We start from the raw sequence: 16517 nt of genomic DNA, 5'->3' as shown, positions 1-16517 counted from the left end.
CAATCACCTTAACACCCTTATTAAAAAGATAGATATGATGAAATTTAACTACTCTCTACTCGCCAGTGCATTGCTACTGGCAGGCTGTAATGGTTCTGGATCAGAAACGAGTGCAAGCGACTCGATCGCGCCGACCTACAGCGTCTCTGGTACCATTAGCGCCACCAATGCCACCGGTAATGAAACCGTTTGTGCGGATTTAAATGGTGACTTTGCCTGTAACGCCAACGAACCCACCACACAAGCGGAGCAGGGGGCGTTTACTCTCACCAGCGCCGATAAAGCGATCTTGTCCTCACCGATTGTCGCGCAAATCGACACCGGCGTGACCACGTTATCGTCGCAACGAATGGGAGCGCAGACTGACGCGCCTCGCCAAGCGAATGCATTCCTTGTTGCTCCCGGCGTGCGCAAGACTACCGGCAATGAGATCAATGTGATCAGCACACTGGTCGCTAGCAACATGGCGGCAGGGGATGCCTATCAAGATGCTGTCGCTCATTTACGTGAGCAATTCGAGGCGATGGGCGTCACGACGCAAGCAGACTTGCTTACCAACGGAGCGGATAACCGTTTTGTACAGCTTGAAAATAACGTTTTATCGCTGATATCGGGGATGACGCCCACGCGGGCGAATCGCATGCTAGCGCTACTAAGCGGTGAATTGGCGCGTTACTCGGATGTTTTACTTAAAGGTGCTCCGAGTGATGCTGAGCTGAACGCGATTTTGGTTGAGTTGGATGAACGGACTCAAATGCGCCCTGTGAACGATACCGGCATTGTTAGCTATTATTCCGACAGCGGGAATGTTGCCACCGCGCCTGTCGATTACCCCGGTCAAGACGCTGACTATGGGTTTGATGCAACGGAAGGTGGGTTTAGCTTCACCAAACTGGATGACAAGGGTCAGCCTTTGCCCGATAGCGCGACCACGTGGGATTGTGTGCAAGATAATCGCAGCGGACTGGTATGGGAGAGCAAACACATGGATCCTCAATCCCCGCGATATGTGGATCGCCTTTTTGCCTATCAAGTGCCCGGGCAGTTCGAACCGTTTGACAAAGACATTGAGGCGACAGGCTGCAAAGACGCTGAGGGTATTTGCACCACGGCCCAATACCAAGCGTACCTAAATCAGCAACAGATCTGTGGCATCGATCAATGGCGCTTACCCACTTTTATTGAACTGTATAGCCTGATTGATTTCGGCGAGACGCAAACCGATAGCGATGGGCGTGTTTATGGGCTCGATACTGAGTATTTCCCTCATCAATCCTCTGCCAGTGAATACGATGCCGGCTTGCTGTGGTCCTCCACGTCTTTCTTAACCGAATATACCGCATTTGCGACGCCGGGTGCGCGCTATATCCAGCTACCGCAAACACGAGGCAGTGATCGTGGCACGACGGTATCGCTCGAGATCTATAGCGATCAGGTCGAGTCTGACTACACCTCATGGCAACTGCCTATCCGTCTTGTCGCCCAAGGAGAAAAATAATGAACAAGCTGATCATTGCCGCCAGTATCTTCGCATCTGTAACTGCATGGGCGGGCCAAGAATGCTCGATTGATTTAACCAAAACGGCACCGAATGTCCGTTACAGCTTTGATGATAATGGTACGGTAACGGACACCTTTACCGGATTAACTTGGATGCGTTGCCCACTGGGTAAAACCTGGCAAGCCGAACAACAGGCGTGTCGTGGCGAGGGCACCGGAATGTATTGGCAAGCCGCACTTAATGAAGTGCAGGCGATCAATCAAAGCCAAGCGCATCCTCTGCATCAATTTGCCGGTCACACGCAATGGCGCATGCCCAATATTAAAGAGCTAGCGTCCTTGGCTGAACATGCCTGCATGAAACCTGCGCTTAATCCAAAGGCATTTGCCGCCGGATTCCCATACTCTACGTCAGAAGAAGGCTATGGCAGTGGTGATGTGCGCGCTTACGTGTGGAGCAATAGCCATGTGCAAGCGGATAATACGATTTTGATGTTTGACGTGCGTAACGCGGAGATCTTTGCTTACGGGCCGACGCAGCTCGAGGGCAGTGTACTGCTAGTGACAGACCAGTAACAAAAATCGCCCCAGCGACATCGACTGTGGCTGGGGCGAGTGAGTTGTTATTGGTGATCGATAACCGAAGTGTTCAAGCCACCGCACGTACTTTTTCTAAGTGGGCGAGGTATTCATCGTAACTGCCGTTAAAGTGGATCAATTGCTGGTCTTTGATCTCAATGATATCGGTCGCCAATGAGGAAACAAATTCACGGTCGTGGCTGACAAAAATCAAAGTGCCTGAGAATTGCTCTAGGCCTTTATTGAGTGATTCGATGGCTTCCATATCCATGTGGTTGGTCGGCTCGTCCATCACGATCACATTGATATCTTGCATCATCAGCTTGCCGAATATCAGGCGGTTTTTCTCGCCCCCTGAGCAGCTTTTCGCTTTTTTGTTCACATCATCGGCTGAGAACAACAAGCGACCCAAAATGCCACGCACCATCAAGTCATCATGCTTGGCCGTACGCCACTGCGACATCCACTCAAACAGGGTCAGATCGTTGTTAAACTCCGCGCTGTTATCTTGCGGGCAGTAGCCAATCGCGGCATTTTCAGACCACTTAATGGTGCCTTTCTGGTGGCTTAACTCACCCACAAGACAGCGCAGTAGGGTTGATTTTCCCACCCCGTTTTCACCGATCACAGCCAGTCGTGAGCCAGCTTCAAGCAGTAGGTGACCGTTATCGAATAACAGGCCATCTTCAAAGCCATGACCCAGCTCTTTCAATTCAACCGCTTGGCGATGGAGCTTTTTGCTTTCGGTAAATTGGATGTAAGGGTGCACACGGCTTGATGCTTTGACTTCATCAAGCTGGATCTTTTCCATGCGTTTGGCGCGTGAACTGGCTTGCTTGGCTTTAGAGGCATTAGCACCAAAGCGATTCACAAAGTCTTGCAGCTCACTCAACTCGGCTTCTTTTTTGGCGTTACTCGACAGCAATTGCTCGCGTGCCAAGCTAGATGCTGCAACAAAGTCATCATAGTTACCCGGATATACGCGCAGTTCACCGTAGTCAATATCCGCCATGTGGGTACATACGGCGTTCAAGAAGTGGCGGTCGTGCGAGATAATAATCATGGTGCACTGGCGCTGTTGCAGCTCACCCGCCAACCAGTTGATGGTGTGAATATCCAAGTTGTTGGTCGGTTCGTCCAACAGCAAGATATCAGGATTGGCAAACAGGGCTTGAGCAAGCAGCACGCGCAACTTCCACCCCGGCGCCACTTGCGCCATCAGGCCAAAGTGCAGCTCTTCGGCAATGCCGGCTTGCAAAAGAATATCGCCCGCGCGGCTTTCCGCGGTGTAACCGTCCATTTCTGCAAACTGACTTTCTAGCTCAGCCACGGCCATGCCGTCTTCTTCGCTCATTTCTGGCAGAGAATAAATACGCTCGCGCTCTTGCTTGATCTCCCAAAGCTTTCGGTCACCCATCATCACCGTATCAATCACTGAATACTGTTCGTAGGCAAATTGGTCTTGGCTCAGCTCGCCCAACGTCTGCCCTGGTGTGATAGAAACATTCCCTGCACTTGGGGTGAGGGCACCGCTCATGATTTTCATCAGGGTCGATTTGCCACAGCCATTGGCCCCGATTAACCCGTAGCGGTTTCCGTTACCAAATTTGGCAGAGATATTTTCGAATAGCGGTTCAGCACCAAACTGCATGGTGATATTGGCGATTGAAATCAAAAGAGTTTCCTAGCGAATATGCTCAACGAGGGCGCGTATCATCATACTCAAAACGGAAGATGCACGGCCAAGCGAGGAGGGTGTAAAGATAAATAAGACTGAGCGCGCATTGTACAGAAATGTGATGGGATTAACAGAGTAGCCCGTATAAAAAAGGCCAGCATCGCTGGCCTTGGAGCTGCTGTGAGTTTACAAATACCGCCCTTGAATATACTTGCGGAAATGGGTTGGGTTGAGGGTTTCGCCGGTGGCATCTTTGAGTAAGTTGTCGGTTGAGGTGGTGCTGGCGCGTTGCCAGATATGTTGAGACAACCAATCAAAAATCGGTGAGACATTGCCGCTGGCGATAATGCCGTCTACATCCATTTGCTGACGCATCGTTTGCATCAATTGCGCGGCATACAATGCACCTAAGGTATAGGTCGGGAAGTAGCCAAAGCTGCCATCAGTCCAGTGGATATCTTGCATACAGCCGTTTTTATAGTTGCCAGCGGTGCTGAGGCCAAGGTATTGCTGCATGGCATGATCCCAACGGTCAGGGATATGATCGACGTCCATTTTGCCACTGATAAGATCGCGCTCAATGTCGTAGCGCAACATGATGTGTGCAGGATAGGTGACTTCGTCGGCATCAACGCGGATATAGCCGGGTGAGACACGTGTGAGCACACGGTGGAAGTTGTCTACATGGAAAGCCGGGTCGTCTTGGCGGTTAAAGGCTTGTTTGGCATGCTGACAAATCAAGGTGGCGAATGCCTCACTGCGGGCAAGCTGCATTTCACAGAACAGGCTTTGGCTCTCATGTACACCCATTGATCGCGCTTTGCCAACCGGCAAGCCGGCAAGGTGTTTGGGTAGACCTTGCTCATAGCGCGCGTGCCCCGTTTCGTGGATCACGCCCATTAACGCCGAGGTAAAGTCTTGCTCGTCATAGCGGGTGGTAATGCGTACATCGGTTGGCACGCCTCCACAAAATGGATGAGTGCTGACGTCTAATCGACCATGCTCGAAGTCAAAACCCAGCAGCGCCATCATTTTCTCGCCTAAGGCTTTTTGCTGAGCCTCTGCAAAGGGACCATCGGGCAACCGTGTGGTTTGCTGGCTTTGTTTATCCACTACCGCTTGAATGGTGTCTGGTAGCCATGTTTTAAGCTCGCCAAACACTTCATCGATGCGGTCAGCGGTCATGTCTGGCTCGTAAAGATCCAGCAAAGCGTCATAGGGCGAGCAGTTTTTCTGATCGGCTCGGATGTGGGCTTCTTCGCGCGCGAGTGCCACTACTTCTTTAAGGTTTTTGGCGAAGCCGTCCCAGTCGTTATTTTGACGCTGCTGTCGCCAGGCGTGTTCACATTTTGCACCGGCCAAAGATTTGGCTTTCACTAGGGTGTCAGGGAGTACACTGGCATGTTGCCACTGACGCTTCATTTCTCGGAAGCTGGCGCGTTGGGCGTCATTGAGTCGGTCTTGCTGCTCATCCAGCGCGCTAAACCAGTCATGCAGTTCATGCGTAGTGAGTTGCTGATGGGTATAGAGTGCCAATTCCGCCATAGCGTCGGCACGGGCTTGACTGCCTCCGCTGGGCATCATGGTGGCTTGATCCCAACCACAGATTGCGGCAAGGTGCTGAAAATGCGACAGACGTTTGAAGTGAGCTTCCAGCTTATCTAGTTGTTCCATAATCACTTTCCTTGTTTACAACGTTGCCGATATTTTGGCAACTTGGGTGAGAAAAGCAAGGCACATGCTGGCGTTCTGTAAGGTGGACCTGATAAGGAGTTATTTGGGGAATGTACTTGTTTGGCTATGGCAGTTTAATGAATCCTGCTTCGCGCGCGTTGACCGGAGAGTCAGGGTGGGCGTGTCCGGTAACCGTATCGGGGTTGCAACGCTATTGGAGCAATGTCAGTGAAGCATTGATCTCTCCGTTAGTGGTATTGGAAGGAGACGGCGCGTGCAATGGCGTCTTGGTAAAGATCGCGCCAGATGCTTTGCCTGACTTTGATCGCCGTGAGGCAGGGTATCGACGTCTTTCGCTAGACGCGTCTCGTATTGTACTGCCCAAAGGGATTGCGCTTGAAGGGCCCGTGTATGTGTATGTGGCAGAGGATCGTGTCGCGCCTGATGTGCATAAACCGATCGCGCAGTCGTACATAGATACGGTCATGGCAGGCTGCTTACGCTATTCGTCTGATTTTGCGGCTGAATTTTTACACACCACTCAGGGGTGGGATGCGGCGTATTGTAATGATCGGGCACAGCCGCGTTATCCACGCGTCGCCGGCGTGAGCGATGAAGATCGGGTGATGATTGATGATTTGATGAAAACCCATCTCGGCCAGCATCCCGCTGAAGCGGTATAATTAGACTTACTAGCGAGCCACGTGCAACGTTATTTTGTTTAGATTGAATAAAACAAAGCCGCCGCATGAACGGTGGCTTTGTTGATTAGAGGTTGTTCACCTTGTCACCAAGGGACTTATTGTACTTCGACGTAGACAAACTCAGGTGAGGTGACTTCAACGCGACGGTTTTTCGCGCGGCCGTCCACAGTGTCATTGCTAGCAATTGGCGTGGACTCACCTTTACCCATCACGGTTAAACGCTCGGCATCGATGCCCGCATCAACAAATACATCTGCTACCGCTTGTGCGCGACGCTCAGACAGTTTTTGGTTGTAGGCCGCTGGGCCTTTGCTGTCGGTGTGACCGATAATGGTTGCGGTCGCTTCTTCGTGCTGGAGTAGGCGGTTGATCAATGGTTGTAATGAGGCAGCCGCTTGTGGAGAAAGGGTTGCTTCATCAAAGCCAAACAACTCGGTTTCGCCCGCTTCTGACAAGACGATGGTTTGTGGTTCCGCAACCATTTGTGGTTCTGGCGCCGGCTCAGCCATGACGGGCTCTTCAACCATAGGCTCAGGCATCGGCTCGCTGCTGGTGCGGCCGAAGTGGTAGGTCATACCCACGGTCACAAGGTTATTGTCAACACTTGAGAAGTAGCCGTCGTCCATATCATTAATGTGTTGGTATTCAAGACGTACGTTGATGTTATCGGTCGCTTGGTGATCCACACCGATCGCGCCCATCAGTGACACGTCATCGCGATCACCGGCGCTGCTGTTCCAGTTCCACCATGCGCCACCGACTTTACCGTATAACGCGGTATCCGGTTTGAGATGGTAGGCAAATTTAGGGGCCAGTGTTAACGCAGTAAGATCGCCTGCCGCGCTGAGCGTTGTGCCTGACTGGTCAAATGAGGTATCAAAACGGCCAAGGTAGTCATAGGTACCTTCTAGCGCAAACCAGTTATTGAAGTTATAACCGGTAACTACGCCTGCCGCTAGCTCTGAGTCGCCGCAGTTGGCGTCAGAGACACAGCTGTCTTCAAGGAATGAAGGACCTACACGGCCACCGAGGTATAGACCGCTATCTTGTTGTGCATAAGCCGCTGGTGCAACGGCTAAAAGTAGGCCTAGGCTTGTCACGACTTTTTTCATGCCACTGTCTCCTAAATAAGGATGATAAGGTATTATTGTTCGCATTAACTATGCGTTGTTATCCGGCCATTTTTGGAACGACCTTCACCCCTAGGCTAGATCTGGATAATGGGTAACTCAATAGGAAAAAAGAGATTTAACCGAGATTTGACCCAACCTGACGCAACTGTCTTAAGTATGCGCCAGGCTTGACCGTTGTAGGACAATTCGAAGGGAGCTAGCGTGATTTTGTCTGACTAGTGAGACGTTTTCGTTCGCCTTGCCCGCCCACAGGGCGACTCACAGATACTTGGCGTCCTTTTTTCATGCCTTTCTCGTAATCGTCGGTGATGGCGGCCATGGCGGCTTTTAGCTGTTGCTTGAAGGTTTCTCGATCAATGTTTTCGAACTCTTTGTCGATGTAGCTTTTGATCTTATCATCGCTATCACGCGCATCGAGCTGAGGCAGTTTCTCCAGCGCCCCTTCTAGCCAGCCGATGGTAAAAGATTGCACACGGCGTGACACTTCTTGAGTGCTGGTGCCCGAACCGGCAAAACTGTTGCGGAATTGGCCGATATGCTCATTCATCTCGCGATACACCACATCAAAGGCGAACGCGGCGAATATCGCGCGATCGGCATCACCAATAAATTCTGCTTGCTTTAAGCCTTTGTAGTTGATCAGCACACACTCCACGCCAAATCGACCATTAATACCACGAATGATCTTCAGGATCGGTTCACTCACCGAGGTGGGCAGCAGGGTTTCAGAGCGCGTTTTCCCCATGCTGATAAAGTCGATATCGTCTTGGTCCAGGCCATGTTTTCGCATCAGGCGCTCAGCCATCTTAATCGCCTGCGCTGCCTCATTGACGTTTGCTGAGTTACTTAACTCAAGGCATTTGGCGATTTTTTTGAGCGCTTTGCTTTTCGGATCTGACATGCATACTTCCCGAGAACGAACAAACGCGTATTGTATCGCGTCCGTCAATAACAACAAAGCCGTGATGACGGATCAGAAGGCTTATTGTTCGGTCCTGCATAAAGGGAGGGGGTGAAAGAAATATCGCGATGACGCGGTCTATGCAGGAGTAAGTGGTTATAAGGAGCCCCATTCATGGGCATGGTCAAGCAAATGAGTTTATCGTTGCTGGTGTTAATGGTGATCACGACCAATGGCTACCTTGTGCAGTGGGGGATGGCGTGGGGGCTGGATTCGGCGAGTTTTGCCGCGTTGTGGTTGGCCGGCGGCGCAATCATGGCATGGTTGACAGCGCGTTATCTCGCGAGCAACAACACGAGCGTCTGTGCCAATGCAACCTATATGTATCCTGCGCCGCCAAAACGTGCTGCGTCGCGATTGCCTGATTCACTTTTTTCGCAGCCGACTGATGTTTGGCGTATGGCCGCGAGCTTGTTGCTTGCCGCCACATCCGCCTTGTTTGCATGCCGATATCTTGATTTAGGCACGCTAGCACTGATGGTGATGGCTGGCGTTCAAGGTGTGCACGGCTTGATGGCGACGGCAGAACGTAAAGGGTTACACTGGGGCGGCATGATGCTGTTGTTTGCTGGTGTGGGGTATTTATTTGCCCCCGGTATGTACGCCCCCAGCAGTTTAGGGTTGGGCTTGGCACTTGTGGCTGGATTGGCATGGCGTGACTATTGGCAGACGCTGTCTGAACACACTGAAGCGTACCCTAAACAACTCTGCATCAGTTTTCGGTTGAGTGTCTTACTGGCTATTGCCCTGCTGATTTTCGCGTTGCCCGGTTTAACCGTGACAATATCTGGCGCCGTAGTGGCGATGATTGCTGGAGCCCTGACGGTGCTCGGGATAATTTATCCTTGGCAGTGGCTTTCTACACAGGTTTCTCTGCTGTGGAAGCACACGTTATCGGTACTGGCGGTGCTCGCCTTAGTTGGCGTAGTGTGGTTGGACGATGGTCAGATGATGAACATGCGTTTAGCCAGTGCGGCTTGTGTGGCCTTTATCGGCGTCATCTTGATGGGAGCGACGCCGCGTGAACAGGTACGCGGTTAATATTTGGCGTGATGAGCAATAAATTAAACTGTTTATCTATACAGTGCTTTTGTCGGTTTGTTACACTCTTAGGATGATTTCTTGGGTTAGATGCTAAATAGTGGCTTTATCGACGACGTCTCAACCGTATGTTCAAAAAGGGTTCGTTATTACGCGCCAACAACGTGATCGAGGCGAATCGAGTACCATCGTGCTGTGGCTCTCTACACCTGATGGTCCGGTTAAACTCTGTATTGAGAATCAACAAAGCGTCTTTTTTATCCCCCAAGAAGAGCAACAACGTGCACAAGCACTGCTTCCTTCTGTCGACCCGCACGCTTACTGCAAAACCGTCCCGTTGGCGACCTTTCAACATATTCCTTTGGTCGCCTGTTACTTCAGTACCGTCAAACGCGCCCAAGAAGGGCAACGTGTATTAAGTGGCGCCGCCATTCCACTCTATGAAGGGGATTTGCGTCTTGCGGATCGCTATCTAATGGAGCGCTATATTTGTGGCAGCTTGCTGTTTACCGGTAATGCGCGTCAGCGAGCAGGTTACCTCGAAGTGACCCAAGGTAAAGCAAAGGCGCAGGCGTATACGCCACAATTACGCCATGTATCACTGGATATTGAATGCTCAGAAAAAGGTCAGCTGTACTCGGTTGGTTTAGACAGTGACATGGATAGCCGCGTGATTATGGTTGGGGCGCCACAACCCGACGCCCCCGCATGGATAGAATGGGTTAGCGACGAAGTCGCCTTGTTATCGGCGCTTGAGCGCTGGTTTAGCACCTATGATCCCGATGTAGTGGTGGGATGGAACGTCATTGATTTTGATTTCCGTTTGCTGGTCAAGCGTGCGCAGCGTCACCAAAAGGCACTCCGTATTGGCCGCGGCGGTGAGAGTGCCTATTGGCGAGAAGGAAATGCCAATAAGTCTGGCTTTATTAGTTTGGCGGGACGTGTGGTCATTGATGGGATTGATGCGCTGAAAACAGCGACCTATGGTTTTCGCTCTTGGGCGCTTGAGTCGGTCGCGCAAACGCTGCTTGGTGAGGGAAAGGCCATCGACGATCCGCATGATCGTATGGCGTCCATCAATCGCATGTTTCATCACGATAAAGTCGCGCTCGCCACCTATAACTTGCAAGACTGCCGATTGGTTAATCGCATCTTTGCCCATACGCATTTGCTTGATTTTATGATTGAGCGCTCGCGTCTCACCGGTGTCGAGCTAGATCGGGTTGGAGGCTCTGTTGCTGCGTTTACCAACTTGTATCTCCCGCGCTTACATCGCTCGGGGTATGTGGCGCCTAATTTGGCCAGCGACGGTTGGATTGCAAGCCCTGGCGGCTATGTAATGGACTCTAAACCCGGCCTTTATCACTCGGTGTTGGTGTTGGATTTTAAGTCGCTGTACCCGTCTATTATTCGTACGTTTTTGATTGATCCGCTAGGGCTGGTTGAAGGCTTAAAGTCACAACAAACAGGCGAGGAGCACGATATTGTGCCCGGCTTTCGCGGTGGTGTGTTTCACCGAAAAAAGCATTACTTGCCGGCATTGATTGATGATTTATGGCAAGCGCGCGATCGCGCTAAAAAAGCGGGAGAAAAAGCCTTCTCACAAGCGATAAAAATCATCATGAACTCGTTTTATGGGGTGCTAGGCTCGTCAGGGTGTCGTTTCTTTGATCACCGACTGGCGTCGTCGATTACGATGCGGGGGCACGAGATTATGAAAACCACTCGAGAGCTGATTGAGGCACAAGGCTATGCGGTGATCTATGGCGATACCGATTCTACCTTTGTGTCCTTGGGAGGCGATAAGGCGAGTGAAGACGCCGATGCCATTGGTCAAGCGCTGGTTGAACACGTTAATAGCTGGTGGCGTCAGCATCTACGAGAAACGTATGATCTTGAATCGGCGCTAGAGATTGAGTATGAAACCCATTACCAGCGTTTTTTGATGCCCACCATTCGTGGCCAAGAGACCGGTAGTAAAAAGCGATATGCGGGTCGCGTTGTGGACAGGGAATCGGGTCGCGCTGAGATCGTGTTTAAAGGTTTGGAAACGGTGAGAACCGATTGGACACCGCTTGCACAGCAATTTCAGCAACAGCTCTATCAACGCGTCTTCGATGGCGAAGAAGTGGACGAGTTTATTCGTGAGCTGGTGACCAGCACCAGCAAAGGCGAGCACGATGAACGCTTAGTGTACCGTAAGCGGCTTCGTCGTCCGTTATCGGAATATCAAAAGAATGTGCCGCCCCATGTGCGCGCGGCACGCTTAGCTGATAGCGAAAATCATCAGCGTGGGCGCGCTCAGCAGTATCAACGCGGTGGCTGGATTGAATACGTGATCACCGTTAATGGCCCCGAACCCCTTGCTTACCGGCGTAGCCCGATTGATTATCAGCATTATATTGATAAGCAGCTTAAGCCCGTTGCCGATGGTATTTTGCCGTTTATTGGTAAAGAGTTCGATACCTTAGCCTTGCCACAATTAGGCTTGTTTTAACCAAACTTGCATTTCTGCCCTGTGCCCGCTTGAATGAATAGACGAGCAGGGAGGTAGACGTGGAACAACTGGATTTCTTCGAGGTGCCAAGTCCATGCAAAGGCATCTGCGAAGTGAACAATAAAGGCTATTGCAAGGGGTGTTTTCGCAGTCGCGAAGAACGCTTTCATTGGTTTGAATTAACCAATGAACAAAAACGTAATGTTGTTCGCCTCTGCCATCAGCGTTATGAGCGCATCATGCGTGCCAAACGCAAACAGATGCGTGATGCTGCCTTAAATACCCAACCGATCCCGCAACAACCCTCATTGTTTGATGATGAGGACCCCACCCAGTAAGCATTGGGCTCATCGTTCTCTTTCTGGCTTTGATTATTTCACTGGTCATCAGTGGCGCCATTACCGAGTGTTTCTAAACTTAGGTAAGGAGGGCGAGGGCATGCGCAGTCAAACTTGTTCATTTAAAAGCAGCAAAGGCTGGTGTTGCGATCAGCCAGCCGGACAGTCCGGGCTATGCTATTGGCATGATCCGGACATTGATAAATGTGGTCATGACGTAAAAGCCGACGTGGAAAAATGGGCGGCATCAGGAAAACCGCTTGATGGCTTTCAACTTGCGCGAACTGACCTGACTGATATTGATTTGGTAAACCGAGGAAGTCGTGAAGGCTACTCGTGCCAAGGCGCGGATTTTTATCGGGCAAACATGGCTGAAGCGCATTGCTTTGGATTGGATTTACGCGGCGCCTCATTAATGAAAGCCAACTTGCTACGCGCGAATTTAAACTGTGCACGGCTAGATGGCAGCAATTTGTTAGGCGCTGATCTGGCTCGTGCAGGCCTTGAGAATGTGGACTGGGGAAAAGAGCTTAAGCAAGAACGACTGGCCTACAAAGAGCGTGATCCGGCAAGGCGAAAATCGTTATTTCAAGAGGCCGAAGAAGTCTGCCGAAACGTGCGCAAGCAATGCGAAAAGCAGGGGTTATTTGAAGTCGCTGGGTATTTTTTTAAAAAAGAGATGCGGTTTCGGCGCTACCAAATGCCTAAGTTGAGTTTTCGACGTTGGCTTTCCAAGATTGTTGATCTCTTTTGCGGCTATGGCGAAGATCCGCTGCGCGTGGTGATCTTTTCGGTTCTGGTGATTGTGTCGTGTGCGCTCGCGTATTTTGCCCTTGGCACCACACAAAGCAATCCCATCTATCCGGATGTGACTGGCTGGCAGCGATACTTTTATGAATTGTTGAACGCGGTATATTTTAGTGTTGTCACCTTTACCACCCTCGGCTACGGTGATATATCGCCTCACGGCGTGGCGCGTTTTATTGCCGCCTTTGAAGCGTTTCTTGGCAGCTTTACGATGGCGTTATTTGTTGTCGTATTTGTCAAAAAGATGACGAGATAAAAGCGCGCCTCCGTGAAGCGCGCTTAGTCACTTTATAGAAGCCCACTGATCGACTGCACTAAGCCTTGCTTCAACACAGGCTCAGCCTCAGCAAACTCTAGGTTAACTTTATTGGCAGTGGAAAGAACACGTGTTTGATATCGTTTCCATTGTGTTTCTTGGGTTGATGTTACGACCTTCTTACTGTTCGTGCCTTGCGCAAGTTGAGAATCAAGCGCTTCAGTTACTACGACACCTGCAGAGGCGCGCTCTGAGATTTGTAGGTCGGTAATCATTGAATAATAAACGTCCTCAACCAACGCATCAGCAACCAAGCCAATGGCCGCACCTGCGAGAGATGTTGCACCTCGGCCTGAACCGCCGCCAAATTGAGCACCAACAAGGGCGCCACCAACGGCGCTTCCAAAGCCCTGAGATAGGAAGTTTTCGCTATCGCGCAGATCCGCTTTACCGACTTGCAGAATATTCGCTTGGATCATGTAGTGAGCTTTATCTGGATTGTCGAGGACTTTATATCCGCGGCTTTCAATATTCGCTTTAATATCAGACTTAATATCGAGATTAGGCTTGTCGGAGGTGTTGCGAATTTGTAAGAACACGGTGCGTTTTGAAGGAGCCACTGGGTCTAAAAAGACGGTGTTACTCATTTTGGTTTGCACATCAAGGTTACGTTTTTTAACGAGAGTATTGGTGGCTGAGCAGCCCGTTAACATTAACGCCAAGGACATAAATGCAACAACAAAAATGCTTTTTTTCATGGTGGGATATAACATGTGTATTAAAAGGGAGGCTAAGTTAATCAACTTAATAGTCAAATTGGAATGCTGTTATCACGTTCATTCTCCCTTTTTTGATCTAGGTCTCCATTTATGACATTTTCATGACATGCAAACCTTACTTTTGCGCTAGGTCATGAATGCTCGGGATAAAAAAAAGACGCCCGTGGGCGCCTTTTTTCACATCATTATTCGGTGACGAATTAGATGCGGATGAAGTCCATGTGTTCAACTTTTGGCTTGAACGGGTGACGTTGGATGTCTTGTGGCTTCACTTTAACTTCTTGGCCATCGATAACCAGGATGATGCCTTCGTAGAACTCAGGCTTGTCCATTTGGTTAACAACAACTGGGTGGTTAAGTGCGATAGATACAGGCTCTTGGTTACCACCGTAAACGATAGCAGGGAATTTCTTCTGATGACGCAGGCGGCGGCTCGCACCTTTACCTTTCTCTGCGCGTACTTCAGCTTCGAATTTCATCATAATTAATAACTCTCTTTAGAGTGAAAATACAGTACTGAGCGTAGCGACCTAACTCAGTACCCAAAAACGAGCGCGGATATTAGCACTGCTTGGGGGGTAAAACAAGCCATAACGCGCAGGATGGCGCAATCGCGTGCGTTAGAGGTCGGCATCGGCGAATTGTTGGCCGCGACTTTGGGCAAGCAATGCATCAAGGCGATCTTGCGAGAGAAAGTCATCAACATCAAAAATCTTTTGGCGTAAGTGCCAAAAACGCCCTTGTTTGCGCGCGACGATAAAGTCCGGTGCTCGAAACCTGTGTTGTGCCGCCGCAATTTTGGTTGCGGCCGTGTCGGTAAAGGGACGGTGTCTATCGATCAAGTGGGGGCGGACAAAGCGTGCTAGCACATCCTGCTTTTGTTTCTTAGTTGCAAGCGGCCATACTTCATGAAGATCTGTTCCGTCACTGGTGTGATAGGTCACTTTCAACTGTGGTTTTTGATAACGGTTTTTTCCTGCAGTGAGTGACAGATCCACACAAGCCATCACCAGTGCATCTTTGAGTTTAAGTGCTTCACGGAGCTTTTTGTCCGGATCGACCAATGGATTATCACACTGATGACAGCGCCGCGCGGCGATATCGTTATCAGCACCGCATTCATCGCAGAATTTGGCGCGAAAACGGTAACCACATATTTCGCGTTCGCCGTCGTCGTCTTCCAAGTACCCTTGGCATTGACGACCATAATGCTCAATCAAAAAACCATTGTCGTCGAGTTTCCCCCAAAAGCTATTATTAAATCCACAGGCAGGGCAAGGAACGGTAACGAGTTCACTGTCGCTATCTGGCTTTGGCATGCCGATTTCGGGTTGATACAAGTCGTAGACGTTGCCGGCATAATCGAGGATTAAACAGTCTTTTTTCCCGGGAGAAAGGCGCAAGCCACGGCCAGCAATTTGTTGATACAAACTGACTGATTCGGTTGGACGTAAAATGGCAATTAAATCGACGTGAGGGGCATCAAACCCCGTGGTTAGAACAGAAACATTGACCAAGTATTTGAGCTGCTTTTGCTTAAAGGCTTGGATCAGCGCATCGCGTTCAGGACCGGGGGTATCACCAATAATCAAGGCGGACTCTTGTGGAGGCAGTAGCGCGAGCACTTCCTTCGCGTGGTTGACGGTCGCGGCAAAAATCATGACGCCCTGACGCTGCTTGGCATAGGACATTACCTGCTCAATGATTTGCGGCGTTGCGCGTGGTGCATTGGCCACGACCTTCTCTAAATCGGCTTCACGGTAGTAACCGTTGGCGGTGCGAGAGACTTGCGAAAAGTCGTAACTGAGTAAGGGAGCATCCAGCACATGGGCGGGGGTTAAAAATCCTTCATCGAGCAAATGGCTAATTGGCAGCTCGAAGACGCAGTCACGAAAAAAACGCGCTTCGGTGGTGCGGACTTTTCCACTGGTGTGATACTGATAAATCCAGCCTTGGCCCAGCCGATAGGGGGTCGCAGTGAGTCCCAATACTTTTAATCCGGCATTCACGCTTTGTAAATGGCTAATGACGCGGCGGTAGCTACTATCTTGATTGTCAGGTACGCGGTGGCACTCGTCGATAACCAGCAGCGAAAACTGATCCGCGAATGCTTCCAAGTTGCGTACCACCGATTGTACTGAGGCAAACACCACTTTTTCGTGTGATTCTTTTCGTCCCAACCCTGCGGAGAAGATGCCTCCGGTTAGCCCATATCCTTCATATTTAGCATGATTCTGTTCGACGAGCTCTTTTACATGGGCGAGTACGAGAACGCGTCCTTTCGCGATGCGAGCAAGCTCTGCAATCACCAAGCTTTTGCCTGCGCCTGTGGGGAGTACGGCGACGGCAGGCGTGCTGTGACGACGAAAATAATGAAGCACACCTTTGACGGCGTCAGATTGATAAGGACGAAGGGTATACATAATAATCAGTAGTCAGGGTTATTCTCAGTGTATTGGGGTTAACCACCAAAAACGTTGGCGGTTCGCGGTGGTTGGCGATGAATTTTTTCCACAAAAAACGGCCCTTTTAAGGCCGTTTAATTTTACTGACTTATGGGGCGAGGTACA

14 protein-coding genes are annotated in these 16517 nt (G+C 50.4%); 7 read left to right on the top strand and 7 right to left on the bottom strand.

Annotated elements, in window-relative coordinates:
- Window positions 1-34 precede the first annotated feature (34 nt).
- Window positions 35-1498 (top strand): Lcl C-terminal domain-containing protein, encoded by a 1464-nt coding sequence (locus N7E60_RS07435; RefSeq protein WP_269596970.1) that lies wholly within the window; start codon window positions 35-37, stop codon window positions 1496-1498.
- Window positions 1498-2076, top strand: a complete 579-nt coding sequence (locus tag N7E60_RS07430) for an Lcl C-terminal domain-containing protein (protein WP_077661967.1) — start codon at window positions 1498-1500, stop codon at window positions 2074-2076. Before N7E60_RS07435 ends, N7E60_RS07430 begins: the two co-directional genes overlap by 1 nt.
- 73 nt (window positions 2077-2149) lie before the next feature.
- On the opposite strand, the gene N7E60_RS07425 is transcribed toward N7E60_RS07430, so the two are convergent.
- Window positions 2150-3754, bottom strand: a complete 1605-nt coding sequence (locus N7E60_RS07425; RefSeq protein ID WP_408642320.1) for an ABC-F family ATPase — start codon at window positions 3752-3754, stop codon at window positions 2150-2152.
- Between the two features lie 189 nt (window positions 3755-3943).
- A complete protein-coding gene (locus tag N7E60_RS07420; RefSeq protein WP_269596967.1) occupies window positions 3944-5431 on the bottom strand; it encodes a carboxypeptidase M32 in 1488 nt (495 codons plus the stop codon).
- A 110-nt stretch (window positions 5432-5541) separates the two neighbouring features.
- On the opposite strand from N7E60_RS07420, the gene N7E60_RS07415 reads away from it, so the two are divergent.
- Window positions 5542-6114, top strand: coding sequence for a gamma-glutamylcyclotransferase family protein (locus N7E60_RS07415; RefSeq protein ID WP_269596966.1), 573 nt, complete (start codon window positions 5542-5544; stop codon window positions 6112-6114).
- Window positions 6115-6230: 116 nt separating this feature from the next.
- Here N7E60_RS07415 and N7E60_RS07410 read toward each other — a convergent pair whose 3' ends face one another.
- Both N7E60_RS07410 and N7E60_RS07405 read right to left on the bottom strand, forming a co-directional pair.
- On the bottom strand, window positions 6231-7247 hold the full coding sequence (locus tag N7E60_RS07410; RefSeq protein WP_269596965.1) for an OmpA family protein: 1017 nt from the start codon (window positions 7245-7247) through the stop codon (window positions 6231-6233).
- A gap of 217 nt (window positions 7248-7464) precedes the next feature.
- Window positions 7465-8169, bottom strand: coding sequence for a DUF2786 domain-containing protein (locus tag N7E60_RS07405; RefSeq protein ID WP_069588488.1), 705 nt, complete (start codon window positions 8167-8169; stop codon window positions 7465-7467).
- 174 nt (window positions 8170-8343) lie between these two features.
- On the opposite strand from N7E60_RS07405, the gene N7E60_RS07400 reads away from it, so the two are divergent.
- From N7E60_RS07400 to N7E60_RS07385, 4 genes are all read left to right on the top strand, one after another.
- Window positions 8344-9270, top strand: coding sequence for a hypothetical protein (locus tag N7E60_RS07400; RefSeq protein WP_269596962.1), 927 nt, complete (start codon window positions 8344-8346; stop codon window positions 9268-9270).
- A 97-nt stretch (window positions 9271-9367) separates the two neighbouring features.
- Window positions 9368-11767 carry a DNA polymerase II gene (locus N7E60_RS07395; RefSeq protein WP_408642344.1) on the top strand — a complete coding sequence of 800 codons (2400 nt, stop codon included), beginning with the start codon at window positions 9368-9370 and terminating at the stop codon, window positions 11765-11767.
- 59 nt (window positions 11768-11826) lie between these two features.
- Window positions 11827-12105 carry a DUF1289 domain-containing protein gene (locus N7E60_RS07390; RefSeq protein WP_077457063.1) on the top strand — a complete coding sequence of 93 codons (279 nt, stop codon included), beginning with the start codon at window positions 11827-11829 and terminating at the stop codon, window positions 12103-12105.
- A gap of 100 nt (window positions 12106-12205) precedes the next feature.
- The gene (locus N7E60_RS07385; protein ID WP_167314417.1) at window positions 12206-13168 is read left to right on the top strand and encodes an ion channel; all 963 of its coding nucleotides are present in this window, start codon (window positions 12206-12208) and stop codon (window positions 13166-13168) included.
- A gap of 32 nt (window positions 13169-13200) precedes the next feature.
- On the opposite strand, the gene N7E60_RS07380 is transcribed toward N7E60_RS07385, so the two are convergent.
- The 3 genes from N7E60_RS07380 to N7E60_RS07370 all read right to left on the bottom strand — a co-directional run bounded on the left by N7E60_RS07380 (window position 13201) and on the right by N7E60_RS07370 (window position 16370).
- A complete protein-coding gene (locus tag N7E60_RS07380) occupies window positions 13201-13926 on the bottom strand; it encodes a complement resistance protein TraT (protein WP_205907362.1) in 726 nt (241 codons plus the stop codon).
- A 221-nt stretch (window positions 13927-14147) separates the two neighbouring features.
- Window positions 14148-14426, bottom strand: coding sequence for a 50S ribosomal protein L25 (gene rplY / locus N7E60_RS07375; protein WP_096631389.1), 279 nt, complete (start codon window positions 14424-14426; stop codon window positions 14148-14150).
- 141 nt (window positions 14427-14567) lie between these two features.
- Window positions 14568-16370 carry a DEAD/DEAH box helicase gene (locus N7E60_RS07370; protein ID WP_269596958.1) on the bottom strand — a complete coding sequence of 601 codons (1803 nt, stop codon included), beginning with the start codon at window positions 16368-16370 and terminating at the stop codon, window positions 14568-14570.
- Between the last annotated feature and the right edge of the window lie 147 nt (window positions 16371-16517).

This window comes from Salinivibrio proteolyticus (assembly GCF_027286365.1).
In the GTDB taxonomy this organism is placed as follows: domain Bacteria; phylum Pseudomonadota; class Gammaproteobacteria; order Enterobacterales; family Vibrionaceae; genus Salinivibrio; species Salinivibrio proteolyticus.
Note: the sequence above shows the minus strand (reverse complement) of the source record. Positions and strands in the feature narration are given on the sequence as shown.

Excerpts from the sequence above, each read along its gene's own strand:
- N7E60_RS07435 (WP_269596970.1), top strand. The coding sequence starts at position 35 with ATGATGAAATTTAACTACTCTCTACTCGCCAGTGCATTGCTACTGGCA.
- N7E60_RS07430 (WP_077661967.1), top strand. The coding sequence starts at position 1,498 with ATGAACAAGCTGATCATTGCCGCCAGTATCTTCGCATCTGTAACTGCA.
- N7E60_RS07420 (WP_269596967.1), bottom strand. The coding sequence starts at position 5,431 with ATGGAACAACTAGATAAGCTGGAAGCTCACTTCAAACGTCTGTCGCAT.
- N7E60_RS07415 (WP_269596966.1), top strand. The coding sequence starts at position 5,542 with ATGTACTTGTTTGGCTATGGCAGTTTAATGAATCCTGCTTCGCGCGCG.
- N7E60_RS07410 (WP_269596965.1), bottom strand. The coding sequence starts at position 7,247 with ATGAAAAAAGTCGTGACAAGCCTAGGCCTACTTTTAGCCGTTGCACCA.
- N7E60_RS07405 (WP_069588488.1), bottom strand. The coding sequence starts at position 8,169 with ATGTCAGATCCGAAAAGCAAAGCGCTCAAAAAAATCGCCAAATGCCTT.
- N7E60_RS07400 (WP_269596962.1), top strand. The coding sequence starts at position 8,344 with ATGGGCATGGTCAAGCAAATGAGTTTATCGTTGCTGGTGTTAATGGTG.
- N7E60_RS07385 (WP_167314417.1), top strand. The coding sequence starts at position 12,206 with ATGCGCAGTCAAACTTGTTCATTTAAAAGCAGCAAAGGCTGGTGTTGC.
- N7E60_RS07380 (WP_205907362.1), bottom strand. The coding sequence starts at position 13,926 with ATGAAAAAAAGCATTTTTGTTGTTGCATTTATGTCCTTGGCGTTAATG.
- rplY (WP_096631389.1), bottom strand. The coding sequence starts at position 14,426 with ATGAAATTCGAAGCTGAAGTACGCGCAGAGAAAGGTAAAGGTGCGAGC.
- N7E60_RS07370 (WP_269596958.1), bottom strand. The coding sequence starts at position 16,370 with ATGTATACCCTTCGTCCTTATCAATCTGACGCCGTCAAAGGTGTGCTT.